22 protein-coding genes and 3 tRNA genes are annotated in these 22736 nt (G+C 68.9%); 19 read left to right on the top strand and 6 right to left on the bottom strand.

The annotated features are described in order from the left end of the window. Positions 1-575 precede the first annotated feature (575 nt). The gene (locus RM572_RS25175) at positions 576-1346 is read left to right on the top strand and encodes a GntR family transcriptional regulator (protein WP_311675670.1); all 771 of its coding nucleotides are present in this window, start codon (positions 576-578) and stop codon (positions 1344-1346) included. Next, entirely contained in the window at positions 1343-1903 is a 561-nt protein-coding gene (locus tag RM572_RS25170; RefSeq protein ID WP_311675669.1) for a GNAT family N-acetyltransferase, read from the top strand. Before RM572_RS25175 ends, RM572_RS25170 begins: the two co-directional genes overlap by 4 nt. Before the next feature lie 59 nt (positions 1904-1962). Here RM572_RS25170 and RM572_RS25165 read toward each other — a convergent pair whose 3' ends face one another. Then, positions 1963-3573 carry a DUF6119 family protein gene (locus RM572_RS25165; protein ID WP_311675668.1) on the bottom strand — a complete coding sequence of 537 codons (1611 nt, stop codon included), beginning with the start codon at positions 3571-3573 and terminating at the stop codon, positions 1963-1965. 560 nt (positions 3574-4133) lie between these two features. Between RM572_RS25165 and RM572_RS25160 the strand changes: the two genes are divergently transcribed. Continuing rightward, positions 4134-4598 carry a hypothetical protein gene (locus RM572_RS25160; RefSeq protein ID WP_311675667.1) on the top strand — a complete coding sequence of 155 codons (465 nt, stop codon included), beginning with the start codon at positions 4134-4136 and terminating at the stop codon, positions 4596-4598. Positions 4599-4611: 13 nt separating this feature from the next. Here RM572_RS25160 and RM572_RS25155 read toward each other — a convergent pair whose 3' ends face one another. Further along, positions 4612-5025 (bottom strand): hypothetical protein, encoded by a 414-nt coding sequence (locus RM572_RS25155; RefSeq protein WP_394813703.1) that lies wholly within the window; start codon positions 5023-5025, stop codon positions 4612-4614. A 133-nt stretch (positions 5026-5158) separates the two neighbouring features. Between RM572_RS25155 and RM572_RS25150 the strand changes: the two genes are divergently transcribed. Further along, entirely contained in the window at positions 5159-5818 is a 660-nt protein-coding gene (locus RM572_RS25150) for a histone deacetylase (protein WP_311675666.1), read from the top strand. A 12-nt stretch (positions 5819-5830) separates the two neighbouring features. Here RM572_RS25150 and RM572_RS25145 read toward each other — a convergent pair whose 3' ends face one another. Together RM572_RS25145 and RM572_RS25140 are read right to left on the bottom strand one after the other, a co-directional pair. After that, positions 5831-6496: an NAD(P)H-binding protein gene (locus RM572_RS25145; RefSeq protein ID WP_311675665.1), complete on the bottom strand. Its 666-nt coding sequence runs from the start codon at positions 6494-6496 to the stop codon at positions 5831-5833. A 42-nt stretch (positions 6497-6538) separates the two neighbouring features. Next, positions 6539-7849 carry an amidohydrolase family protein gene (locus RM572_RS25140; protein ID WP_311675664.1) on the bottom strand — a complete coding sequence of 437 codons (1311 nt, stop codon included), beginning with the start codon at positions 7847-7849 and terminating at the stop codon, positions 6539-6541. A gap of 216 nt (positions 7850-8065) precedes the next feature. On the opposite strand from RM572_RS25140, the gene RM572_RS25135 reads away from it, so the two are divergent. The 6 genes from RM572_RS25135 to RM572_RS25110 all read left to right on the top strand — a co-directional run bounded on the left by RM572_RS25135 (position 8066) and on the right by RM572_RS25110 (position 10671). Then, positions 8066-8138: transfer RNA gene (locus RM572_RS25135), tRNA-Thr, on the top strand. A gap of 54 nt (positions 8139-8192) precedes the next feature. Next, positions 8193-8265: transfer RNA gene (locus RM572_RS25130), tRNA-Met, on the top strand. A 90-nt stretch (positions 8266-8355) separates the two neighbouring features. Further along, positions 8356-8520, top strand: a complete 165-nt coding sequence (gene rpmG / locus RM572_RS25125; RefSeq protein ID WP_018834916.1) for a 50S ribosomal protein L33 — start codon at positions 8356-8358, stop codon at positions 8518-8520. A gap of 119 nt (positions 8521-8639) precedes the next feature. Beyond that, positions 8640-9092: a MaoC family dehydratase N-terminal domain-containing protein gene (locus RM572_RS25120; protein ID WP_311675663.1), complete on the top strand. Its 453-nt coding sequence runs from the start codon at positions 8640-8642 to the stop codon at positions 9090-9092. 8 nt (positions 9093-9100) lie between these two features. Continuing rightward, entirely contained in the window at positions 9101-9535 is a 435-nt protein-coding gene (locus RM572_RS25115; RefSeq protein WP_311675662.1) for a MaoC family dehydratase, read from the top strand. Between the two features lie 59 nt (positions 9536-9594). Then, the gene (locus tag RM572_RS25110) at positions 9595-10671 is read left to right on the top strand and encodes a UDP-N-acetylmuramate dehydrogenase (RefSeq protein ID WP_311675661.1); all 1077 of its coding nucleotides are present in this window, start codon (positions 9595-9597) and stop codon (positions 10669-10671) included. 27 nt (positions 10672-10698) lie between these two features. Here the strand turns inward: RM572_RS25110 and RM572_RS25105 are convergent, their stop codons facing one another. Then, positions 10699-11721: an adenosine deaminase gene (locus RM572_RS25105; protein WP_311675660.1), complete on the bottom strand. Its 1023-nt coding sequence runs from the start codon at positions 11719-11721 to the stop codon at positions 10699-10701. 106 nt (positions 11722-11827) lie between these two features. Then, entirely contained in the window at positions 11828-13066 is a 1239-nt protein-coding gene (locus tag RM572_RS25100; protein WP_311675659.1) for a pyridoxal phosphate-dependent aminotransferase, read from the bottom strand. Between the two features lie 203 nt (positions 13067-13269). Here RM572_RS25100 and RM572_RS25095 point away from each other — a divergent pair. From RM572_RS25095 to rpoB, 9 genes are all read left to right on the top strand, one after another. Beyond that, positions 13270-13342: transfer RNA gene (locus tag RM572_RS25095), tRNA-Trp, on the top strand. Positions 13343-13452: 110 nt separating this feature from the next. After that, positions 13453-13731: a preprotein translocase subunit SecE gene (gene secE / locus RM572_RS25090; RefSeq protein ID WP_027763410.1), complete on the top strand. Its 279-nt coding sequence runs from the start codon at positions 13453-13455 to the stop codon at positions 13729-13731. A 139-nt stretch (positions 13732-13870) separates the two neighbouring features. After that, positions 13871-14749 (top strand): transcription termination/antitermination protein NusG, encoded by an 879-nt coding sequence (gene nusG / locus RM572_RS25085; RefSeq protein WP_311675658.1) that lies wholly within the window; start codon positions 13871-13873, stop codon positions 14747-14749. 188 nt (positions 14750-14937) lie between these two features. Further along, positions 14938-15372 (top strand): 50S ribosomal protein L11, encoded by a 435-nt coding sequence (rplK, locus tag RM572_RS25080; RefSeq protein ID WP_027763408.1) that lies wholly within the window; start codon positions 14938-14940, stop codon positions 15370-15372. Between the two features lie 76 nt (positions 15373-15448). Continuing rightward, positions 15449-16171, top strand: a complete 723-nt coding sequence (gene rplA / locus RM572_RS25075) for a 50S ribosomal protein L1 (protein WP_136182838.1) — start codon at positions 15449-15451, stop codon at positions 16169-16171. Positions 16172-16287: 116 nt separating this feature from the next. Further along, the gene (locus RM572_RS25070; RefSeq protein WP_311675657.1) at positions 16288-17223 is read left to right on the top strand and encodes a hypothetical protein; all 936 of its coding nucleotides are present in this window, start codon (positions 16288-16290) and stop codon (positions 17221-17223) included. 390 nt (positions 17224-17613) lie between these two features. Further along, positions 17614-18183: a 50S ribosomal protein L10 gene (rplJ, locus tag RM572_RS25065; protein ID WP_136182836.1), complete on the top strand. Its 570-nt coding sequence runs from the start codon at positions 17614-17616 to the stop codon at positions 18181-18183. A gap of 90 nt (positions 18184-18273) precedes the next feature. Continuing rightward, the gene (gene rplL / locus RM572_RS25060; RefSeq protein ID WP_136182835.1) at positions 18274-18663 is read left to right on the top strand and encodes a 50S ribosomal protein L7/L12; all 390 of its coding nucleotides are present in this window, start codon (positions 18274-18276) and stop codon (positions 18661-18663) included. A 493-nt stretch (positions 18664-19156) separates the two neighbouring features. Further along, a complete protein-coding gene (gene rpoB, locus RM572_RS25055; protein WP_311675656.1) occupies positions 19157-22639 on the top strand; it encodes a DNA-directed RNA polymerase subunit beta in 3483 nt (1160 codons plus the stop codon). Positions 22640-22736: the final 97 nt, after the last annotated feature.

Below are 22736 nucleotides of genomic sequence, written 5' to 3'. Positions count from 1 at the left end.
CCGCGCTTCGCGGCCGCGTCCCGTTGCGACTGCTCGTTCGCCCTGCGGTTCGCCTCTTCGAGCTGCCGACGCTGCTCGTCCGTCATCGCCAGCACGTGTGTGATCCTGATGTTCACGGGCTCCTCCACTCAGGTGCCTGTAAAGCGCCGCCCGGGGCTGGACCCCCGGGCGGCGCGCTTGTGTGTGATGGGGCATTCCTGCGAACCCCACGCCGACGCCCCTCCCGACCGGCCCCGCAGGGCGGTGGGAGAGGGACGACGTGCAGCACAGGACTGCGATGCGCGGACCTCAGCCGCGCCGGCCGCCTTATCGGAGGAGGCGGCAACCTCGTCACGCTCTTCAGTTCTCAAGGCACAAGCGCTGCCTTCCGACCCGTTTCACGAGGCCGTCCGGACGCCATCCGCCCGCCGCAGCGGGAATGTCGGCAGGGCAGGGCACGCTTAATGGTGCTGCACCGCCTGGTCAACTTGTTGGAACAAGTTGACTGAGTTGATAGTGCACGGCTGTGAGAGGTTCGTCAAGCGATTGGGGCCCGCATGTACCAACAAGTTGACCGAGTGCGTCATGATGGGGGCATGAGCAAGCAGCCGAAGTACCGGCAAGTCGCGGACGCGCTGCGCCGCGAGATCGACAACGGCACCTACCCGCCCGGGTCTCGGCTGCCCTCGGAAAGTGAGCTGTCCGCCCGTTTCGATGCGTCGCGGAACACGGTCCGCTCCGGGCTGGGCCTACTCGTGACGCAGGGGCTCGTCACCTCTAGCCAGGGGCTGGGGTACGAGGTCGCGAAGCATGAGGTCTTCGAGCTGAACGCATCGCGCTTCGAGGACCTGAGCTTCCCGCAGATCGGGGACGCGTACAGCACCGACGTGACCAACGCGGGTCGTCGGCCGCACCAGACCTTCCGGGTGGAGATTCGGCCGGCACCTGAGGAGGTGGCGGCTCGTCTCAAGGTCGAACCTGGCTCGCGGACGGTCCTGCGGTTCTGTCACCGATTCGTGGACGACGTGCCGTGGTCCACGCAGGCGACGTACTACCCGGCGTGGCTGGCCGACGAAGCGCCCCGCCTCGCGGAGCCCGGGGACATCGAGGAAGGTACGACCAGGTATCTCGCTGAGCGAGGAACCGAGCAGGTGGGCTACTTCGATGAGATCTCCACCCGCATGCCGACGCCGGAAGAGGCCCGGGCCCTGGAGGTGGGAGCGGGCGTGCCGGTGCTCCTCTGGATGCGCACGGGGTACACGGTCGACCGCCCGATTCGGTGCACGATCACCACCTTCCGCGGTGACCTGAACCGGGTGAACTACGAGATCGGTGACCAGTCCGGCCGGGAGAACGAGCCTCAGTGAGAATCAGCTCAGCTCAGCCCGACGACGTGGCCAAGCTGCTCGCCTTCCGTGAGGAGGCGTCAGCTTGGCTGCGTCAGCTCGGCAGCGACCAGTGGCAGCGCCCGTACCCTGTAGGCCGTCTCCTCGCGACGATCGAGGCCGGGTCTGTCTTCATGGTCACGGACGGCGGTGCGACGGTGGCGACCATCACGCTCGACGCCCAAGCGGAAGAGGGCCTGTGGACGGAGGAGGAACTGAGAGAACCGTCCCTGTTCATCACCAAGCTCACCGTCGCGCGCAGCCATGCCGGCCGAAACCTTGGCGGGCGCCTGCTCGACTGGGCTGGCGATCGAGCCTATCGGTCCGGAGTCAAGTGGCTTCGGCTCGACGCATGGACGACGAACGTTGGTCTCCAGCGCTACTACCTGCGGCATGGGTTCGAGCACGTCCGGACAGTTCGTGAAGGCGTAGCTGTTAACGGTGGCCCGCGCGTCTCGGGGTGGTTGGCCCAGCGTCTCGCTGCCGCGGCCGAGCATGGATTCGAAGACGTGACACTGAGTCCGAGGTGTGAGGAGTAGGACCGGGGAAAACACGAAATCCCCGCGGCAACCTTAATGGCCTGGGCGAAATTGCTCTGTCAAGCGCTGCGCCTCTTGCGCTTCTTCGTTCGCAGAGTCCCGGTGGGCATCGGGACGCGTGCCATGGCTACTTTGATTCCGAGACGTTCGATGATGCGCCTGTTTGCCAACAAGGTGATTTTGCTGAAGAAGAACAGATTGTCCGCAAGCTTTCCCGGGCGATCATTGGCGATGGCGTAGACGATCGTCGGCGTGGGGCCCTCTGGAGGCTCTGGTATCTCCTCTCCCCAATTCTCGCGCGCGTCATTATATATGCGATTCCGGTAGTCGGGTTCGCCTCGATAGAGTTCTGCGGACACGCTTCCCTGGCTGAACAGGTGGGAGAGGGTTGCGGAACTTGTCTGCTGTTTCACGCAAATCAACTGCATGTCTTTGGTGAGAAGGTCGCAAATTTCAATCTTCTGGGAAGGTCCGCCTATGCTGTAGTTCTTCTTGTCGAGCAAGGCCCACTGTCTATTCTCGGCAACTCGCTCATTGTAGTCGCCTTCCTTTTCTGAGGGCTGCCATGCGTCTAGCTGTAGTTCGTCAGTGACGTCCGCTATTCTGGCAACCTCTGAATTGACTGAGCTGACGAAGTCACCGGCTACTTCGTACCATTCCCCCAAGGAGAGGACGTAAGTCCTGTCCGATTCCGCGACTTCGCATACCACCCAGTCACGGAGAGGACGCTTTTGTCCTGCGGCCTGACCGGAGTCGGCAATCGGTACTATCCGCACGTCGTGCAGCGGGTCGTCTCCGTCGTAGGATGCGCCTAAAAATTCATACACGCCCGCTAGGGTTACTTCCTCCGTTTCAGCCACCTTGTATTTAGCGGAGATCTCGTAGTGGCTAACCTGTTCGTCATCCACGATCTGAGGCGCCGCAAGGGAGGTTTTCTCGGTCGCTCGGTTTAGTACTCTCGCTAGGAGTTTTCGCTCAAGTTCGGCAAATCGGGGGTCGTGACTGTCGACCGGCGAGTAGTAGTCAAGGAATGGAAATGTAGTCTTGTAGTCCTCTGACTCGTAGGCATCCAGGATGGCAGAGAGAAAATCCGGCAGTTTCGAGAGCGATCCAGAGACATTGATATGTAGTGAGTCGGCCCCCGATAGGCTCTTTGCGAAATCCAGCTTCCCCGTTTTCCCTTGAATGCGGCGTACCCAGTCCTGCTCTACGGGGATTGAAAAGTCTGATATGGAGCTGCCGATGCTTAGATGTGTCTTCTGCTGACGAGTCACTGCGTCGAGGTTGCGCGTGTCTACGGAAATTAGTTCACTTGCATCTACCGAGTTCGCACATACGCGCAGTCCGAAGCCGCGCTCCAATTTCCCCCGGTCGAGGGAATTAATGCCCGATACGCCAAAGGTTACTGCGAAAATTCGGTCGCGAACTTTCGCTAGGAGGACGAAGGAGTTGGACGTATTCTCAACTCCGGTCACCGCAAAGTGTTGACCTAAGAAATTGACCCACTTTGGCTGAGTGGGCTTGTCGCGTTGGATGTAGGCCTGCACCGGAAAACTCAGCGATGATGTCGGCTCAAGTCGTGTCAGGCCAAGCCTCTCAACGTAGACCGCCCTAATCAGCTCTTCAAATGTGGTTACGTCTTTGCGTGCAATGCTAACGGTCAGCTTCAAGGTCGCTCCAAGGGTGTGATTCTTGGCCCGCGGCAATACTACGCCGATATGTGAAGAACAGGTAGACATATGGAAGGTCTTGTGAACTCGATATTTTGTTCTATTTTTGTCGTGTGGTCTGACTCTCCCACCACCCGGCCAGCCTCTGAGACCTGCACCGCACCTGTCCGAGCCAGTCGTTCGCGGGCGCGCGTGGAGCCCCCAACTGGGGCGCTGTGGGGCTGACGTGGGGCAAGGGAAGCGAGTTGGCGCGTATGTGCAGGTCAGATGCGCTGTCCGCGGGGGACTGTAAATCTGCCGGCTCAGCCTTCCCAGGTTCGAATCCTGGCGCCGCCACAGGACCGTGAAACCGGCCCCTGACCAGCAAAATCGGTCAGGGGTCGGTTTCTTGTGAGATCACCCTGGCCGACCGTTGTTCTTCGTGATGCCCCGCCAGAGGATCCGGCACGCGGACGGCTCGGCTCGACGGCAGCGGAGTGGCGCCGGATGCCTCTCTGGCAGCGCCAACCGACAGCGAGCATGTACGCGGTGGCCGTTGCATCGAGAGGGGTTGAACCGTGGTGAGCGCTGCAGAGGGCGCGAGGGATCGCTTCGCCGCTGCAGGCGCATGGATGTTCCTCAGCCTTGTTCTCCTGACCTTCGCGGCGTTTCTCGGGGTACGGGCTGCCGTAGGGTTCGGCGTCCTTGGCGAAGGTGGACACATCGTCGCTGCGCGGTGCGTCGAGCACGGCGGAGGCAAGGGCGGCTCCTACGTCGAATGCGCGGGGACGTTCGTCAACGGTCGCGGGGAGAGGAGCGACGGGCCGGCCACGGTGCGCTCGTACTCCGCAGTCGACGGCGACGTCGTCCCTGTCCGTCGCGCCCCGTGGGGGACCTACGAGGCGCTGGACGACAGCCTTCTCGGGTTGGTCGGGCGGGGCTTCTTCCCCCTGCTGCTGACGGTCGCCGCGGCCGGTTGCCTGGTTCGCGCCGGGTCCTTCGTACGGCGCGAAGCAGGGGAGCCGGCGGAGAACCGGAGCCGGTGAAAAGACGAGTCCGCTACGGGCTCGGGTGACGCTTCCGCCCGCCGCGCATGACGGGCCGCTGAAGGCGTCCTGCCGCAAGCGGCCCGCAGGTCGTCCGGGCCAGGACCAAGCCGGTTCCGGCCACCGCGCCCACGACTCCGGCGGTCAGGAAGCCCCGCGAGGAGGCCCAGGACAGCACCGACCACCGGGATCGGGCGGACAGCAGAGATCCCGTGCTCAGCCACGATCCGGCCGAGATCAGCGACAGGGCGGAGCCGATCGAGCCGGCCGACAGGGTGCTCCCGACCGAGCCGACACAGAGGGCGGAGCCGACGGACCCGATCGACAGGACCGACCCCACTGAACCGATCGACAGCACCGAGTCCTTCGACCACACGGACAGCATGGAGCCGTGAGGCTCGGGACAGGTGGACGGTGACTCGGTCATGACGCCATTGTGTCCACGATCGCCCGGACCGGCACGTCTGACGACCGGCGGCGATGCGAGAACGCGGCGAGGGGCCGTGCCATGCGCCGCGGGCGGGTGAGCCTTCCCGGGCACTGCCCTACGCTGGGGACGGATGAGCAGACAGTTGCGGCGGCTCGGCCCGGGGCGGGTGGAGGCCGCCGGCACCGAGTACGTGTGGTACGCGGCCTACGGGTCGAACCTGCACCACACGCGGCTCGGCTTCTACCTGCGCGGCGGGAAGCCGCCGGGCGGCAGGCGGACGTATCCGGGGTGCCGTGAGCCGCAGGACCCCGCGCGCACGGAACCGATCATGCTGCCGGGTCAGGTGTACTTCGCGCTGGAGTCGCCCGCGTGGACCGGAGGTATGGCCTTCTACGACCCGGGCGCCCGCGGTGAGACGCCGGCCCGGGCCTATCTGATCAGCGCGCGGCAGTTCTCCGACATCGCGGCGCAGGAGATGCACCGCCCGCCCGGGGTGGACCTGGACCTCTCCGGGGTGCTGGCGGAGGGCCGGTCCCGGATGGGACCGGGCTGTTACGAGACGCTGGTCTGTCCCGGATCGCTGGACGGGCGCCCGGTGCTCACCTTCACCGCGCCGTGGGGGATGGGCGACGTGGCGTGGCGGCCACCGGCGGCCGCGTACCTGCGGTGGCTGGCCTCGGGGCTGCAGGTGTCGCACGCCTGGCCGGCCGCCCGCATCGCCGCCCACCTGGCGCGGCGGCCGGGGGCGGCGATGCGGTGGACGGCGGCCGAGATCGCCGCCCTTCTGTAGCGAAAGGGCTGTTCAGGGCTGGGACACGGCGGCGGCGACCGCGTCGGGGACGGTCGTGTCTCCGGAGACCAGCTCGAGGGTGAGACCGGCTGTGCGCGGCTCGTCCAGCAGTGCGGCCAGCACCGCCGCGACGTCCGCGCGCGGCACCTCGGAGCGGCCCGTGTGCGCGGACAGCGCGACCCGGCCCGTCGGGGGGTCGTCGGTGAGGCGGCCGGGCCGCAGGATCGTCCAGTCCAGGTCGGTACGTGCCCGTACGGCCGCGTCGGCGGCGCCTTTGGCGCGCAGGTAGGCGGCGAAGACCGGGTCCATGTCGGCGGTCGGCTCCTCGTCGACGCGCATCGCGGAGACGACCAGGAACCGTCGTACGCCTGCGCGGGCGGCGGCGTCGGCGAACAGGATCGCCGCGTCGCGGTCGACGGTATCCTTGCGGGCCGCTCCGCTGCCCGGGCCCGCTCCGGCCGCGAAGACGGCCGCGTCCGCGCCCTCCAGCGCGCGGGCGACCTCGTCCACGGTCGCCGACTCCAGGTCGCAGACGGCGGGTTCGGCGCCCGTGGCCGTCACGTCGTCCGCGTGGGCGGGGTTGCGGATCAGGCCCACGGTCCGGTCGCCGCGCTCGGCGAGGAGCGCCTCCAGGCGCAGCGCGATCTTTCCGTGTCCACCGGCGATGACTGTACGCATGCCCCCGACCGTACGCCCTTCGGTGTCGTGCCGGACGGAGCGTCAGCCCTGCGCCTGCCGCGGCAGGTCGAACTCCACCGCGGCGGCGGAGTCGCAGTACTCCCGTACCGCGCTGGTGCGTGCCACCACGCGGCCGCGGTGGATGACGATCCGGCTGTACGAGAGGGACAGCGCGCCCGCGACGTCCTGGCCGCGCACCGCGAGGAGTTCGGCCGGGAAACCGGCTTCGACGCGTACTTCCGGCAGCCCCATGGCCGCGCGGGCGTCGCAGCTGACCGCGCGGTAGGCGCCGTCGGCGCCGGCTTCACCGCGCGAGGCGAGCAGGTAGGCGGCCTCCAGCGGGTCGCCGCGGCCGACCGGATTGGCGGCGTCGCGGAGGGCCCCGCTGCCGGCCGCGACGCGGACGCCGGCCGCCCGGAGCAGCCGTACGGGTGCCGAGGCCGCGACGCCGGAGTGCTTCAGGGCGGCGCAGCTGCCCTGGGGGAGCGCGACCACGGTGACCCCGGCGGCGGCGAGCTGGTCGGCGGCGCGGGTGGCGACCTCGTGCGGCAGCCGGGAGAGGCCGCCGCACGGGCCGAGGGTCACGCCGGGGCGGAGGCCGCCCGCGGCGGCGGCGAGGCGGGCCAGCCGGGCCGGGTCGGCGGCGTCGGTGTGCAGGTCCACGGCGCAGCCGTGTTCGGCGGCGACCGTGAGGACCGCCTCGACGTAGCCGCCCGGGTCGGGGTCGAGGTCGGGGCAGCCGCCGACGACGGTGGCGCCCATCTTCAGGGCGTCGCGCAGCATCGCGAGTTCCTCCTCGCCGGCGCGTCCGGTGAGGAGGCGGGGCACGGCGACGGTGGTGAGGTCGGCGAGGCCGCGCAGGCTGCGGCGGGCCTGGAGCACGGCCTCCAGGGAACGCAGCCCGGCCACGTCGCCGATGCGTACGTGGCTGCGCAGCGCGGTGGCGCCGTGGCCGAGCTGGAGCAGGGCCGCCTCGGTGGTGCGGCGCTGCACCTCCTCGACGTCGTCGGACGGCGGTCCGCCCGCGCGCGCCCCGCTGCCGGTGGTCGCGCCCTCCGTGGTCCGGGTGTCCGGGGTGCCGCTCGCGGCGGTCAGGGCGGTGTCGTGGTGGGCGTGCGGTTCGGCGGGAGCGGGCAGCAGCAGGTATCCGCCCAGGTCGACGCGGGTGCCGGGCCGGGTTCCGGTGGTGGTGGCGAGGCTGCCCGCGGTGCCGACGGCCTCGATGCGGCCACCGCCGAGCCGGACGTCCACGGTCCGGCCGTCGGCGAGGCGGGCGCCGCTCAGCAGCAGCCGGGAGCCGTCGGCGGGGGAGCCGGAACCGGCCTCGGGGTCCGGCGTCTGGCTGTCGCCCATCGTCTCCCCAGTGGTCGCGGCGGCGGTAGGGGCCGGCAGCTGATCACGGTGGCCCGGCGTGTGACGAGGGTACGGCGCGCAGCGGGAGACGCAGCGGAGGAGCGGAATAGTCGTACCGGCGTGGTGGCTGGAGGAGCAGTACGACTGTGCGGTACCGCGGCCCCCGGATACGGATTTCACGTATCGAGCCGGGACCGTGTAGTGTCTTCACCGCTCGCCCCAATAGCTCAGTCGGCAGAGCGTCTCCATGGTAAGGAGAAGGTCAACGGTTCGATTCCGTTTTGGGGCTCTGATGTGTGAGGTCGTCGTCCGGTTCGTCCGGGCGGGGGTCGAAGCGCATCGCGGCGGCGTAGCTCAGTCGGTAGAGCAAACGGCTCATAATCGTTGTGTCACCGGTTCAAGTCCGGTCGCCGCTACTTCACTGACAGTAGCCGATTGCGGGCTCGGTCCTCCGGTCGGCTACTCTTTCTGCGTTCAACCCGTCCCGTCCGTCAAGGAGCACTCACGTGGCTGCCACCGACGTCCGCCCGAAGATCACGCTGGCCTGCGTGGAGTGCAAGGAGCGGAACTACATCACCAAGAAGAACCGGCGTAACAACCCGGACCGCATGGAGATGAAGAAGCACTGCCCGCGCTGCAACGCGCACACCGCGCACCGCGAGACGCGCTGACGTACCCGCGCTGACGCGCAGACGTACTTCGCATGTGAGGCCGCCCCCGCCCGTCGGGGGCGGCCTCACATCGTTCTTCCCGCCCCGGCGGCAGGCAGAGATTCAGGAGACCGAGATCCATGGCGCTCGACCAGTCCTTCGTCGGACGCAGCTACCCGCCCTCCCGGCCCTACGAGGTCGGCCGGGAGAAGATCCGCGAGTTCGCCGAGGCCATCGGTGACGCCAACCCGGCCTACACCGACCGCGGCGCGGCCGCCGAGCTGGGCCACCCGGACGTGATCGCGCCGCCCACCTTCGTGTTCTCCCTCACCTACCGGGCGGCGTTCGAGGTCGTTCAGGACCCGAAGCTGGGCCTGGACTACGACCGGGTGGTGCACGGCGACCAGCGGTTCGCCTACAGCCGGCCCGTACGTGCCGGCGACCTGCTGACCGTCACCTCCACCATCGAGTCGGTGAATTCCCGGGCCGGCAACGACATCCTGGACGTGCGCGGCGAGGTGCACGACGAGGCCGGCGAGCACGTGGTGACCGCCTGGACGAAGCTGGTGGCGCGCGCCGCCGAGGAAGGCTGAGCGAGACGATGACCGCTGCGATCGCCTACGCCGACGTCGAGGTCGGCACCGAACTGCCCGCGCAGACCTTCCCGGTGACCCGCGACACGCTCGTCCGCTACGCGGGCGCCTCCGGGGACTTCAACCCGATTCACTGGAACGAGCGGTTCGCCACCGAGGTCGGCCTGCCGAACGTCATCGCGCACGGCATGTTCACCATGGCCGAGGCCGCCCGCGTGGTCACCGACTGGGTCGGCGACCCGGGCGCCGTACGCGAGTACGGGGTGCGCTTCACCAGGCCGGTCGTGGTGCCGGACGACGGCGAGGGCGCGCACGTCGAGGTCTCCGGCAAGGTCGCCGCGAAGCTGGACGACGAGGCCCGCACCGTCCGCGTCGACCTGACCGTGACGGCCGCCGGGCAGAAGGTGCTGGGCATGTCCCGCGCCGTGGTCGCCCTGGCCTGAGGGACCCCGGTCTCCCCGCGGGGACCGCTCCGCCGCGCGCGGAACGCGGCCCTGCACGCGTGGAACGTACTCTTGTGCGCGTGCAGGAATTCCACGACGCCCCGCTGGCCCCGCTGACCACCTTCCGGCTCGGCGGCCCCGCCGCACGTCTGCTGACCGCCGCCACCGACGACGAGGTGGTGGCGGCCGTGCGCGAGGCCGACGACTCCGGCACGCCGCTGCTGATCGTCGGCGGCGGCAGCAACCTGGTCGTCGCCGACGCGGGCTTCCCCGGCACGGCCCTGCGCATCGCCACCCGCGGCTTCCACCTGGAGGGCACGCGGCTCGAACTCGCCGCGGGCGAGAACTGGTCGGAGGCCGTGGCCCGCACGGTCGAGGCCGGCCTGGCCGGCGTCGAGTGCCTGGCGGGCATCCCGGGCTCGGCCGGCGCGACGCCCATCCAGAACGTCGGCGCGTACGGCCAGGAGGTCTCCTCCACGGTCACCGAGGTCGTCGCCTACGACCGCCGCGCCCGCGAGACCGTCGTCGTCCCGAACGCCGAGTGCGGCTTCGCCTACCGGCACAGCCGCTTCAAGGCCGATCCGACGCGGTTCGTCGTCCTGCGGGTCCGGTTCGCGCTGGAGGACGCCGACGGCCTGTCCGCGCCGCTGAAGTACGCCGAGACGGCCCGTGCGCTGGGCGTCCAGCCCGGCGAACGCGTCCCGGCGGCCACCGCCCGCGAGACCGTGCTCAAACTCCGCGCCGGAAAGGGCATGGTGCTGGACCCGGAGGACCACGACACCTGGTCGGCCGGCTCCTTCTTCACCAACCCGATCCTCGACGACGCCGAGTACGCCGCCTTCCTCGCCCGTGTCGCCGAACGGCTCGGGCCGGACGTCACCCCGCCCTCCTTCCCCGCGGACGACGGCCGGACCAAGACCTCGGCCGCGTGGCTCATCGACCGGGCGGGCTTCACCAAGGGCTACGGCGACGGCCCGGCACGCATCTCCAGCAAGCACACCCTCGCCCTCACCAACCGGGGCCGCGCCACGACCGCCGACCTGCTCGCCCTCGCGCGCGAGGTGCGGACGGGCGTCCGTGACGCCTTCGGCGTCACACTCGTCAACGAACCCGTGACGGTCGGCTGCGCCCTCTGAGGGGCGCGTCCGGCACCGGCGTCGACGTCAGCCGGCCGGTGCCGCCAGCCACGCGTCGATGTCGGCGAGCACCCCGCGCCGCACCTCCTCCGGGGCGACGGAACCGCGCACCGACTGGCGCGCCAGTTCGGCCAGCTCCTCGTCGGTGAACGCGTGGGCGTCACGGGCGAGTTCGTACTGGGCGGCGAGCCGGGAGCCGAAGAGCAGCGGGTCGTCGGCGCCGAGCGCCATCGGCACGCCCGCGTCCCACAGGGCCCGCAGCGGCACGTCCTCCGGCTTGTCGTACACCCCGAGCGCCACGTTGGACGCCGGGCACACCTCGCAGGTCACCCCGCGATCGGCGAGCCGGCCCAGCAGCCGGGCGTCCTCGGCCGCGCGGACGCCGTGGCCGACGCGGAGGGCGTGCAGGTCGTCCAGACAGTCCCGGACGCTGGACGGGCCCGACAACTCGCCCCCGTGCGGCGCGGCGATCAGCCCGCCGTCCCGGGCGATGGCGAAGGCACGGTCGAAGTCGCGGGCGAACCCCCGCCGTTCGTCGTTGGAGAGGCCGAAGCCGACGATGCCCCGGTCCCGGTAGCGGACGGCCAGCCGGGCGAGCGTACGGGCGTCCAGGGGGTGCTTCATGCGGTTCGCGGCGACCAGCACGCGGATCTCGAGGCCGGTGTCCCGCATCGCCCGGTCGACGGCGTCGAGGATGACCTCCAGCGCAGGGATCAGCCCGCCCAGCCGGGGCGCGTACGAGGTGGGGTCGACCTGGATCTCCAGCCACCGCGAGCCGTCCCGCACGTCCTCCTCGGCGGCCTCGCGCACCAGCCGCTGGATGTCCTCCGGCGCCCGCAGGCAGGAGCGGGCGGCGTCGTAGAGGCGCTGGAAGCGGAACCAGCCGCGTTCGTCCGTGGCCCGCAGCTTCGGTGGCTCGCCGCTCCGCAGCGCCTCCGGCAGGTGGACGCCGTACTTGTCGGCGAGCTCCAGCAGCGTGGACGGCCGCATCGAACCGGTGAAGTGCAGGTGCAGATGGGCCTTGGGGAGCGAACGTACCTCTCGTGCCATCCCCCGATCCTGCTACACGCGAGCCCCCGCCCGGAACCGCATTCCCCGGACGGGGGCTTGCCCGAAAGCACGGCCGCATGCCGCGGCCCCGCCTCCCGGGCAGGGATCAGTCGCGTGCCTCGGCCAGCAGCTTCTGGATGCGCGAGACGCCCTCGACCAGGTCCTCGTCGCCGAGCGCGTACGAAAGCCGCAGGTATCCGGGGGTGCCGAAGGCCTCGCCCGGCACGACGGCGACCTCGACCTCCTCCAGGATCACCTCCGCCAGTTCCACCGAGGTGGCGGGCCGCCTGCCGCGGACCTCCTTGCCCAGCACGCCCTTGACCGACGGGTAGGCGTAGAACGCGCCCTCCGGCTCGGGGCAGAGCACGCCGTCGATCTCGTTCAGCATCCGCACGATGGTCCGGCGCCGGCGGTCGAAGGCCTCGCGCATCATCGCGACGGCGTCCAGGTCACCGCTGAGCGCGGCGATCGCCGCGACCTGCGCGACGTTGCTCACGTTGGAGGTGGCGTGCGACTGCAGGTTCGTCGCGGCCTTCACGACGTCCTTGGGGCCGACGACCCAGCCGACCCGCCAGCCGGTCATGGCGTACGTCTTGGCGACGCCGTTGACCACGATGCACTTGTCCGCCAGCTCCGGCACCACCACGGGCAGCGAGGTGAACGCGGCGTCGCCGTAGACCAGGTGCTCGTAGATCTCGTCGGTCAGCACCCACAGCCCGTGCTCGGCGGCCCAGCGGCCGATCTCCTCCGTCTGCTCCCGGCTGTAGACCGCGCCGGTCGGGTTCGACGGGGAGACGAAGACCACCATCTTGGTGCGCTCGGTGCGCGCAGCCTCCAGCTGCTCCACGGACACCCGGTAGCCGCTGGACTCGTCCGCGACCACCGGCACCGGCACGCCGCCCGCGAGCTGGATGGACTCCGGGTAGGTGGTCCAGTACGGCGCGGGCACGATGACCTCGTCGCCCGGGTCCAGGGTCGCGGCGAAGGCCTCGTAGATGGCCTGCTTGCCGCCGTTGGTCACCAGGACGTTCGCGGCCTCGATCTGGCGGCCGGAGTCACGCAGCGTCTTGTCGACGATCGCGGCCTTCAGCTCGGGCTGCCCGCCGGCCGGGGAATAGCGGTGGTTCTTCGGGTCGCGGCAGGCCTCTACCGCCGCCTCGACGATGTAGTCGGGCGTCGGGAAGTCCGGCTCGCCCGCGCCGAAGCCGATCACCGGGCGCCCGGCGGCCTTGAGGGCCTTCGCCTTGGCGTCCACGGCGAGCGTCGCGGACTCGGAGATCGACCCGATGCGGGCCGACACGCGTCGTGCGGTGGGAGACTGTGCGGAAGGGGTAGCAGCGGTCATGCCGTCATCGTTGCAGACCGGGCGGCCCCGCCGCAGCAAGGTGTGGAGCCGGTCACGGCCGCCGCGGCGGACCGTGCGCGGTGGGCGGTGTTCGACGGCGGGCCGCGGAACACGTACACTCCTACGTCGTCGGCCCTCAACGATCGCTCAGCGCTGCGCACTGTGTGCACCGGCGCGGATGCGGTAGGTTGAGGACGGCACAAAGGGTCGTAGCTCAATTGGTAGAGCACTGGTCTCCAAAACCAGCGGTTGGGGGTTCAAGTCCCTCCGGCCCTGCTACACACATCACCACATGGTGTGTGCTTTTTCAGTACGTACTCGAACTGCACCGCCGTGCGGCCGGCCCGTGCGCCGCAGGGCAACGATCCGGATCAAGGTGAGGACTAGTGACGGAGATCACGGACACCACCGAGGTCCCCGAGCCCGGACGGTCCTCGGACGACAAGCCCCGGCGCGGTGGCAAGCGTGGCAAGAAGGGCCCGCTGGCGCGTCTCGCTCTCTTCTACCGGCAGATCATCGCGGAGCTCCGCAAGGTCGTCTGGCCCACGCGGAACCAGCTCTCCACCTACGCCACCGTGGTGATCGTCTTCGTGGTCATCATGATCGCTCTGGTGACCGTGCTTGACTATGGGTTCACCGAAGCCGTCAAGTTCGTCTTCGGCTGACCCTCGCGGAGGGCCGTGAGTGCCCGCCGAGGGGTACGTTGAGTCGTGAAGGGCGCGTTGACGCGTGCCCGGCCCCTCGGTCGCCGTGACAGCGGCCACCGCATGTTCGACCCCACGAAGCCAGGAAGAAGCAGCCACCGTGTCTGACCCGAACCTGAACGACGCCGTCGAGCCCGCCACGGGCGACGACTCCGCGCGCGACCTCGTCGAGGCGACGGACGCCACGGCGGACGGCGTCGACCAGGCGGCAGTTGACGACGCCGCCGAGGAAGCGACCGAGGCTGCCGAGCCGGCTGCGGACGTGGACGCGGACGAGCCCGCCGAGGCCGAGGCCGAGGGCGACACCGCCGAGTCCGTCGAGGACGCCTCCGCCGAGGCGGAGGAGGAGCCGGTCGACCCGGTCGCCGCCCTCCGCGACGAACTGCGCTTCCTGCCCGGCGAGTGGTACGTCATCCACACCTACGCCGGCTACGAGAACCGCGTGAAGACCAACCTCGAGCAGCGCGCCGTCTCGCTCAACGTCGAGGACTTCATCTTCCAGGCCGAAGTGCCGCAGGAGGAGGTCGTCCAGATCAAGAACGGCGACCGCCGCACGGTGAAGCAGAACAAGCTCCCCGGCTACGTGCTGGTCCGCATGGACCTGACGAACGAGTCGTGGGGCGTCGTCCGCAACACCCCGGGCGTCACCGGCTTCGTCGGCAACGCGTACGACCCGTACCCGCTGACGCTGGACGAGATCGTGAAGATGCTCGCCCCGGAGGCGGAGGAGAAGGCCGCGAAGGCCGCCGCCACCGACGAGGAGGGCAAGCCGGTCGCGGGTGCCGGGCGCCGCGTCGAGGTCCAGGTGCTGGACTTCGAGGTCGGCGACTCCGTCACCGTCACCGACGGCCCGTTCGCGACCCTCCAGGCCACGATCAACGAGATCAACGCCGACTCCAAGAAGGTCAAGGGCCTGGTCGAGATCTTCGGCCGAGAGACCCCGGTCGAGCTCAGCTTCGACCAGATCCAGAAGAACTGACCTTCCGGCATTCCATGCCTCGGGTGGGGGCGGGCGGGCCTGCGGGGCCTCCCCGCCCCCACCGATTTCAGAGCTCGCCACGGTAGGCGCTATCGTGGTGCGGTATGCCTCCATCCGGCTGACGGGCTCGTCCGGGCCCGGCCGCGGACGGAGGCGCGAATCACTTCTCACCAGGACCCGGAGAGAACATGCCTCCCAAGAAGAAGAAGGTCGCGGGGCTGATCAAGCTCCAGATCCAGGCCGGTGCCGCCAACCCGGCTCCGCCGGTCGGCCCGGCGCTGGGTCAGCACGGCGTCAACATCATGGAGTTCTGCAAGGCCTACAACGCCGCGACCGAGTCGCAGCGCGGTTGGGTCATCCCGGTGGAGATCACGGTCTACGAGGACCGCTCCTTCACCTTCATCACCAAGACGCCGCCGGCCGCGAAGATGATCCTCAAGGCCGCCGGCATCGAGAAGGGCTCCGGCGAGCCGCACGTCAACAAGGTCGGCAAGGTCACCCGTGACCAGGTGCGCGAGATCGCCACGACCAAGATGCCGGACCTGAACGCGAACGACCTGGACCAGGCGGAGAAGATCATCGCCGGTACCGCTCGTTCCATGGGCGTCACCGTCGAGGGCTGATCCCTCCATCCGTCACCCGTGGAAGGGCCTGCGCGGCCCGCACCACGACTCCGAACCTGAGACAGCAGGAGCAGCAGTGAAGCGCAGCAAGACTCTCCGCAGCGCGGACGCCAAGGTCGACCGGGCGAAGTTCTACGCCCCGCTCGAGGCCGTCCGGCTCGCCAAGGAGACCTCCTCGGTGAAGTTCGACGCGACCGTCGAGGTCGCCATGCGTCTGGGCGTCGACCCGCGCAAGGCCGACCAGATGGTCCGCGGCACCGTGAACCTCCCGCACGGCACCGGTAAGACCGCCCGGGTCCTGGTCTTCGCGACCGGTGACCGTGCTGCGGCCGCGGAAGCCGCCGGCGCCGACATCGTCGGCTCCGACGAGCTGATCGACGAGGTCTCCAAGGGCCGTCTGGACTTCGACGCCGTCGTCGCCACCCCGGACCTGATGGGCAAGGTCGGCCGCCTCGGCCGTGTGCTCGGTCCGCGTGGCCTGATGCCGAACCCGAAGACCGGCACCGTCACCCCGGACGTCGCCAAGGCCGTCACCGACATCAAGGGCGGCAAGATCGAGTTCCGGGTGGACAAGCACTCCAACCTCCACTTCATCATCGGCAAGACGTCGTTCGACGAGGCCAAGCTCGTGGAGAACTACGCCGCGGCGCTGGACGAGATCCACCGCCTCAAGCCGTCGGCCGCCAAGGGCCGTTACGTGAAGAAGACCACCATCAGCACCACGATGGGCCCCGGTGTCCCGGTCGACACCAACCGCACCAAGAACCTCCTCGTCGAGGAGGACCCGGCGGCCGTCTGAGCCGTCGGCCACGCGGACGCACACGGCGCCGGGCCCCGCTCTCCGTTCGGAGGGCGGGGCCCGGCGCCGTACCATGTGTGCCAACCGAACATATGAAGAAACAGTGGGGGTTGGGGATGCGCGCGTTCCGCAAGGCCGTCCTGGCGACCGTGAGCGTGGCCATGGCAGCCACGCTCACCGCCTGCACCGGCGGGGAGAAGTCGGACGACGCCGGCAAGGCGGGGGAGGAGAAGGTCTCGCAGCAGACCGACTCACGCTCCGCGATCGCGGTCATGACCGCGTCCACGCGGAAGACCAGTGAGGCGAAGTCCGCGAAGGTCTCGATGGAGATGACCCTGCCCGGCCAGGCCGGCGGCACCATGGAGATGAACGGCGTCATGGGCTGGGACCCGTACGCGATGGACATGACCATGACGGGTGGCGAACTGGCCGGTGCCGGCGGGGCGGGCGGCAGCCGGGTGATCTGGCTGGACGACGCCATGTACATGGACATGGGCGAGGCCGCTGCCGCCGACATGGAGGGCAAGCGGTGGATGAAGATCGACCTGGGCGCGGTCGCGGAGTCCGCGGAGGACCCCGAGATGGCCGAGGCCATGACCTCCGGCCTGGACAACCTGGGCCAGAGCCCGGCCCAGCAGATGGGCATGCTGCTGGACTCGCCGAACGTGAAGTTCGCCGGTGAGGAGAAGATCGACGGCGTCGCCACCCGGCACTACACGGGTTCGCTGACGATCGAGGAGGCGCTGAAGGCGAACAAGTCGCTCGAGGTGCTGGAGGAGAAGGAGCGCGAGCAGCTTCTCGACCAGCTGGAGGCCTCCGGGATCGAGGAGTACCGCATCGAGGCCTGGGTGAACGAGGAGGACCTCCCGGTACGCATCGATGTCGGGATGGAGACCCCCGAGGGCACCGTCGACATGACGCAGAAGATGAGCGACTTCGGCGCCGACGTCTCGGTGGACGCTCCGCCGGCCTCCGAGACCATCGACCTGATGAAGATGCTGGAGGAGCTCCAGGGCGCCGGCAGCACCGCGGGAGCCGGCACCGGCATGTGACGCCGCCGGAGGGCTCCCCGGAGCCCGTCCGCGGCGGCTTCGCCGCCCACCGGCGGGAGAGCCGGCCTGTCGGCGGGAGAGGCGCTCCGGCGTCTCTTCCGCCGCCTCCGGCCTGCCGCGGAGCCGATTTGCCTGCGCAGGGGTCGCCCGCGTAATCTGGCCCGGAAGCCAAAGACCGCTGGTTGCGGTGCGCCCACACGAGGGCGCACGGCCGAAGGATCCGCTAGCTGCGGGCGACCCGCGTAGGTGAACTGGAAGAGCTCCCGGCCGACGTGCGCATCGAGCGCGTGTCATTCGGTCGAGCCTCGCCCCGTGCGCCTGCGCCCGGGGCGTTTCGCATTCCCAGCCCCTTCCGCGCGGTCCTCATCACCCGGAAGGAGGCCGAGGCTCATGGCGAGGGACCAGGTCGCACCCGACAAGGTCGCAGCCGTCGAGGAGATCACGAACCGTTTTCGCGACTCCAACGCGGCGGTCGTGACCGCGTACACCGGTCTCACCGTGGCGCAGCTCAAGGACCTGCGCCGTTCTCTCGGTGAGAACGCTCAGTACCGTGTGGTGAAGAACACGCTGACCAAGATCGCGGCCAACGAGGCCGGGATCAACGAGCTCGACGAGTACTTCACGGGCTCGTCGGCCGTCGCCTTCGTGACCGGTGACCCGGTCGAGGCGGCGAAGGGTCTGCGCGACTTCGCCAAGGACCATCCCGCTCTCGTGATCAAGGGCGGCATCGTCGACGGCGGCGCGATGACCGCCGCCGAGCTCAACAAGCTCGCGGACGTCGAACCCCGCGAGGTGCTGCTCGCCAAGCTGGCCGGTGGCATGAAGGCGTCCATGGCCAAGGCCGCGGCGACCTTCCAGGCCCCGCTCACGAAGATGGTCCGCACCGCGGACGCCCTTCGCAGCAAGGTCGAGCAGGGCGGTGCCGGTACGCCGGCTCCCGCCGAGGCCGACGCGGAGTAACCACCCCCGCACGGTCGCAGCGGGCCCGAGTACGCCCGCCGATATCGCAAGACAACCGGCACCCGCCGAACTAGTGGAAGGACCGCCACCATGGCGAAGCTCAGCCAGGAAGACCTGCTCGCGCAGTTCGAGGAGATGACCCTCATCGAGCTCTCCGACTTCGTGAAGAAGTTCGAGGAGAAGTTCGACGTCGAGGCCGCCGCCCCGGCCGCCGTCGCCGTCGCCGCCCCCGGCCAGGGTGGCGGCGCCGCCGAGGCCGCCGAGGAGCAGGACGAGTTCGACGTCATCCTCACCGGCGCCGGTGACAAGAAGATCCAGGTCATCAAGGTCGTGCGCGAGCTCACCTCGCTCGGCCTGAAGGAGGCCAAGGAGCTCGTGGACGGCACCCCGAAGCCGGTCCTCGAGAAGGTCGCCAAGGACGCCGCGGAGAAGGCCAAGGAGTCCCTCGAGGGCGCCGGCGCCTCCGTCGAGGTCAAGTGACCTCACGAGTCTGCTGACTCTTTCGCGGCACGTCTCAACGTGCCGTTCCGAAGGGCGATCACCCGAACGGGTGGTCGCCCTTCGGCCGTGCCGGGACGGGTTCCTTGCCCTTCCGAAACGGGCGGGTATGGTGATCACCGCTGTCGAGGGGGCGCCGAGGGGGCCTTGACGAATGGCACGCAGCGCGCAATTCTCGGGTCGCGTCGTCACACCGATCCAGGTTCCGAGGCATGGATCGGTGACGAAGCGGGAAGCATGGTGATGCGCCGAGAGCACCCGTCGCCTCCGAGGGCCGGAGGGTGCCCCCGGCGCTGTGACAGCACAACGAGAGAGGGGGAGAGTGGCACTGCGCCGTTCTCCGGAGAACCGCTCTGGACATCAGTGGGCCGTTTGGCTACACTGACCCTTTGCGCTGCCTGTTAGATGCTCCCTGCCCGTCACCAGGGGCACCGGTATGCGCGTAGTGAGTCCGAGCCCTCGGAAGGACCCCCTCTTGGCCGCCTCGCGCAACGCCTCGACCTCCCATTCGAACACCGCCGTCGGCACCGCCCCGCTGCGAATCTCCTTTGCGAAGATCAAGGAGCCCCTCGGGGTTCCGAACCTTCTTGCGCTGCAGACCGAGAGCTTTGACTGGCTCCTCGGCAACGAGGCCTGGAAGGGTCGCGTCGAGGCCGCGCTGGACAGTGGTCAGGACGTCCCCACCAAGTCCGGTCTGGAGGAGATCTTCGAGGAGATCTCCCCGATCGAGGACTTCTCCGGGTCGATGTCGCTGACCTTCCGCGATCACCGCTTCGAGCCTCCGAAGAACTCGATCGACGAGTGCAAGGAGCGCGACTTCACCTACGCCGCGCCGCTCTTCGTCACCGCCGAGTTCACCAACAACGAGACCGGCGAGATCAAGTCCCAGACGGTCTTCATGGGCGACTTCCCGCTCATGACCAACAAGGGCACCTTCGTGATCAACGGCACCGAGCGTGTCGTGGTCTCGCAGCTGGTGCGCTCGCCGGGCGTCTACTTCGACAGCTCGATCGACAAGACCTCCGACAAGGACATCTTCTCCGCCAAGATCATCCCGTCCCGGGGTGCCTGGCTGGAGATGGAGATCGACAAGCGCGACATGGTCGGTGTCCGCATCGACCGCAAGCGCAAGCAGTCGGTCACCGTGCTGCTCAAGGCGCTCGGCTGGACGAACGAGCAGATCCTCGAGGAGTTCGGCCAGTACGAGTCGATGCGCGCCACCCTGGAGAAGGACCACACCCAGGGCCAGGACGACGCGCTGCTCGACATCTACCGCAAGCTGCGTCCGGGCGAGCCCCCGACCCGCGAGGCCGCGCAGACGCTGCTGGAGAACCTCTACTTCAACCCGAAGCGCTACGACCTGGCCAAGGTCGGCCGGTACAAGATCAACAAGAAGCTGGGCGGCGACGAGCCGCTCGACTCCGGCGTGCTCACCACCGCCGACGTGATCGCCACCATCAAGTACCTGGTCAAGCTGCACGCCGGCGAGGAGGAGACGGTCTCCGCCGAGGGCGACCAGATCGTCGTCGAGACCGACGACATCGACCACTTCGGCAACCGCCGCCTGCGCAACGTCGGCGAGCTCATCCAGAACCAGGTCCGCACCGGCCTGGCCCGCATGGAGCGCGTCGTCCGCGAGCGGATGACCACCCAGGACGTCGAGGCGATCACGCCGCAGACCCTGATCAACATCCGGCCGGTCGTCGCCTCCATCAAGGAGTTCTTCGGCACCAGCCAGCTGTCCCAGTTCATGGACCAGACCAACCCGCTGTCGGGTCTGACCCACAAGCGCCGCCTGTCGGCGCTGGGCCCGGGTGGTCTGTCCCGTGAGCGGGCCGGCTTCGAGGTCCGCGACGTGCACCCGTCGCACTACGGCCGCATGTGCCCGATCGAGACCCCCGAGGGTCCGAACATCGGCCTGATCGGTTCGCTGGCCTCCTACGGCCGGGTCAACGCGTTCGGCTTCGTCGAGACCCCGTACCGCGTGGTGGAGAACGGCGTCGTCAGCGACGAGGTGCACTACCTCACCGCCGACGAGGAGGACCGCTTCGTCATCGCGCAGGCGAACGCGCCGCTGAACGAGGAGATGCGGTTCGCCGAGGACCGCGTGCTGATCCGCCGCCGCGGCGGCGAGGTCGACCTCATCCCCGGCGACGACGTGGACTACATGGACGTCTCGCCGCGCCAGATGGTGTCGGTCGCGACCGCCATGATCCCCTTCCTCGAGCACGACGACGCCAACCGCGCGCTCATGGGGTCGAACATGATGCGCCAGGCCGTGCCGCTGATCAAGGCGGAGTCGCCGCTGGTCGGCACCGGCATGGAGTACCGCTGTGCGGTCGACGCCGGCGACGTCATCAAGGCCGAGAAGGAAGGTGTGGTCCAGGAGGTCTCCGCCGACTACATCACGGTCGCCAACGACGACGGCACGTACACCACGTACCGCATCGCCAAGTTCTCCCGCTCCAACCAGGGCACCTCCTTCAACCAGAAGGTGCTCGTCGACGAGGGCGAGCGCGTCGTCGTCGACCAGGTGCTGGCCGACGGCCCGTCCACCGAGGCCGGTGAGATGGCGCTCGGCAAGAACCTGCTGGTCGCGTTCATGCCGTGGGAGGGCCACAACTACGAGGACGCGATCATCCTCTCCCAGCGTCTGGTGCAGGACGACGTCCTCTCCTCGATCCACATCGAGGAGCACGAGGTCGACGCCCGCGACACCAAGCTGGGCCCGGAGGAGATCACCCGGGACATCCCGAACGTCTCCGAGGAGGTCCTGGCCGACCTCGACGAGCGCGGCATCATCCGCATCGGCGCCGAGGTCGAGGCGGGCGACATCCTCGTCGGCAAGGTCACCCCCAAGGGTGAGACCGAGCTGACCCCGGAGGAGCGCCTGCTGCGCGCGATCTTCGGCGAGAAGGCCCGCGAGGTCCGCGACACCTCGCTGAAGGTGCCGCACGGCGAGACCGGCAAGGTCATCGGCGTCCGCGTCTTCGACCGCGAGGAGGGCGACGAGCTGCCCCCGGGCGTGAACCAGCTGGTCCGCGTCTACGTCGCACAGAAGCGCAAGATCACCGACGGTGACAAGCTCGCCGGCCGCCACGGCAACAAGGGCGTCATCTCCAAGATCCTGCCCGTCGAGGACATGCCGTTCCTGGAGGACGGCACCCCCGTCGACATCATCCTCAACCCGCTCGGCGTCCCGTCCCGGATGAACCCGGGCCAGGTCCTGGAGATCCACCTGGGCTGGCTCGCGTCGCAGGGCTGGAAGGTCGAGGGCAGCGAGGAGTGGATGGAGCGCCTGAAGTCCATCGGCGCGGACGAGGTCGCCGCGGGCACCAACGTCGCGACCCCGGTCTTCGACGGCGCCCGCGAGGACGAGATCGCCGGTCTCTTCGAGTCCACGATCCCGAACCGCGACGGCGAGCGCATGGTCCAGCCCTCCGGCAAGGCCAACCTGTTCGACGGCCGCTCCGGCGAGCCGTTCCCGGACCCGATCTCGGTCGGGTACATGTACATCCTCAAGCTGCACCACCTGGTCGACGACAAGCTGCACGCCCGGTCCACCGGTCCGTACAGCATGATCACCCAGCAGCCGCTGGGTGGTAAGGCCCAGTTCGGCGGTCAGCGCTTCGGTGAGATGGAGGTGTGGGCGCTGGAGGCGTACGGCGCCGCGTACGCCCTCCAGGAGCTCCTGACCATCAAGTCCGACGACGTCACCGGCCGCGTGAAGGTCTACGAGGCCATCGTCAAGGGCGAGAACATCCCGGAGCCGGGCATCCCCGAGTCCTTCAAGGTGCTCATCAAGGAGATGCAGTCGCTCTGCCTCAACGTGGAGGTGCTGTCCTCGGACGGCATGTCCATCGAGATGCGCGACACCGACGAGGACGTCTTCCGCGCCGCGGAAGAGCTCGGTATCGACCTGTCCCGGCGCGAGCCGAGCAGCGTCGAAGAGGTCTGACGGGGGCCGGGGGCCCGCTTCGGCGGGCCCCCGGCACCCACCCCGGACCCCCGTTCAGACCATTGATCTAGAGACGACCCTGAGAGGGATTGACGAG

Source organism: Streptomyces hazeniae, from assembly GCF_031845485.1.
In the GTDB taxonomy this organism is placed as follows: domain Bacteria; phylum Actinomycetota; class Actinomycetes; order Streptomycetales; family Streptomycetaceae; genus Streptomyces; species Streptomyces hazeniae.
The sequence above is the reverse complement of the archived record's forward strand: the minus strand, read 5'-3'. Positions and strand labels throughout refer to the sequence as shown.

Excerpts from the sequence above, each read along its gene's own strand:
- rplK (WP_027763408.1), top strand. The coding sequence starts at position 14,938 with ATGCCTCCCAAGAAGAAGAAGGTCGCGGGGCTGATCAAGCTCCAGATC.
- RM572_RS25140 (WP_311675664.1), bottom strand. The coding sequence starts at position 7,849 with ATGGGCGACAGCCAGACGCCGGACCCCGAGGCCGGTTCCGGCTCCCCC.
- RM572_RS25120 (WP_311675663.1), top strand. The coding sequence starts at position 8,640 with ATGGCGCTCGACCAGTCCTTCGTCGGACGCAGCTACCCGCCCTCCCGG.
- RM572_RS25145 (WP_311675665.1), bottom strand. The coding sequence starts at position 6,496 with ATGCGTACAGTCATCGCCGGTGGACACGGAAAGATCGCGCTGCGCCTG.
- rplL (WP_136182835.1), top strand. The coding sequence starts at position 18,274 with ATGGCGAAGCTCAGCCAGGAAGACCTGCTCGCGCAGTTCGAGGAGATG.
- RM572_RS25115 (WP_311675662.1), top strand. The coding sequence starts at position 9,101 with ATGACCGCTGCGATCGCCTACGCCGACGTCGAGGTCGGCACCGAACTG.
- RM572_RS25175 (WP_311675670.1), top strand. The coding sequence starts at position 576 with ATGAGCAAGCAGCCGAAGTACCGGCAAGTCGCGGACGCGCTGCGCCGC.
- RM572_RS25155 (WP_394813703.1), bottom strand. The coding sequence starts at position 5,025 with ATGACCGAGTCACCGTCCACCTGTCCCGAGCCTCACGGCTCCATGCTG.
- rplJ (WP_136182836.1), top strand. The coding sequence starts at position 17,614 with ATGGCGAGGGACCAGGTCGCACCCGACAAGGTCGCAGCCGTCGAGGAG.
- RM572_RS25150 (WP_311675666.1), top strand. The coding sequence starts at position 5,159 with ATGAGCAGACAGTTGCGGCGGCTCGGCCCGGGGCGGGTGGAGGCCGCC.
- RM572_RS25070 (WP_311675657.1), top strand. The coding sequence starts at position 16,288 with ATGCGCGCGTTCCGCAAGGCCGTCCTGGCGACCGTGAGCGTGGCCATG.
- RM572_RS25100 (WP_311675659.1), bottom strand. The coding sequence starts at position 13,066 with ATGACCGCTGCTACCCCTTCCGCACAGTCTCCCACCGCACGACGCGTG.
- RM572_RS25105 (WP_311675660.1), bottom strand. The coding sequence starts at position 11,721 with ATGGCACGAGAGGTACGTTCGCTCCCCAAGGCCCATCTGCACCTGCAC.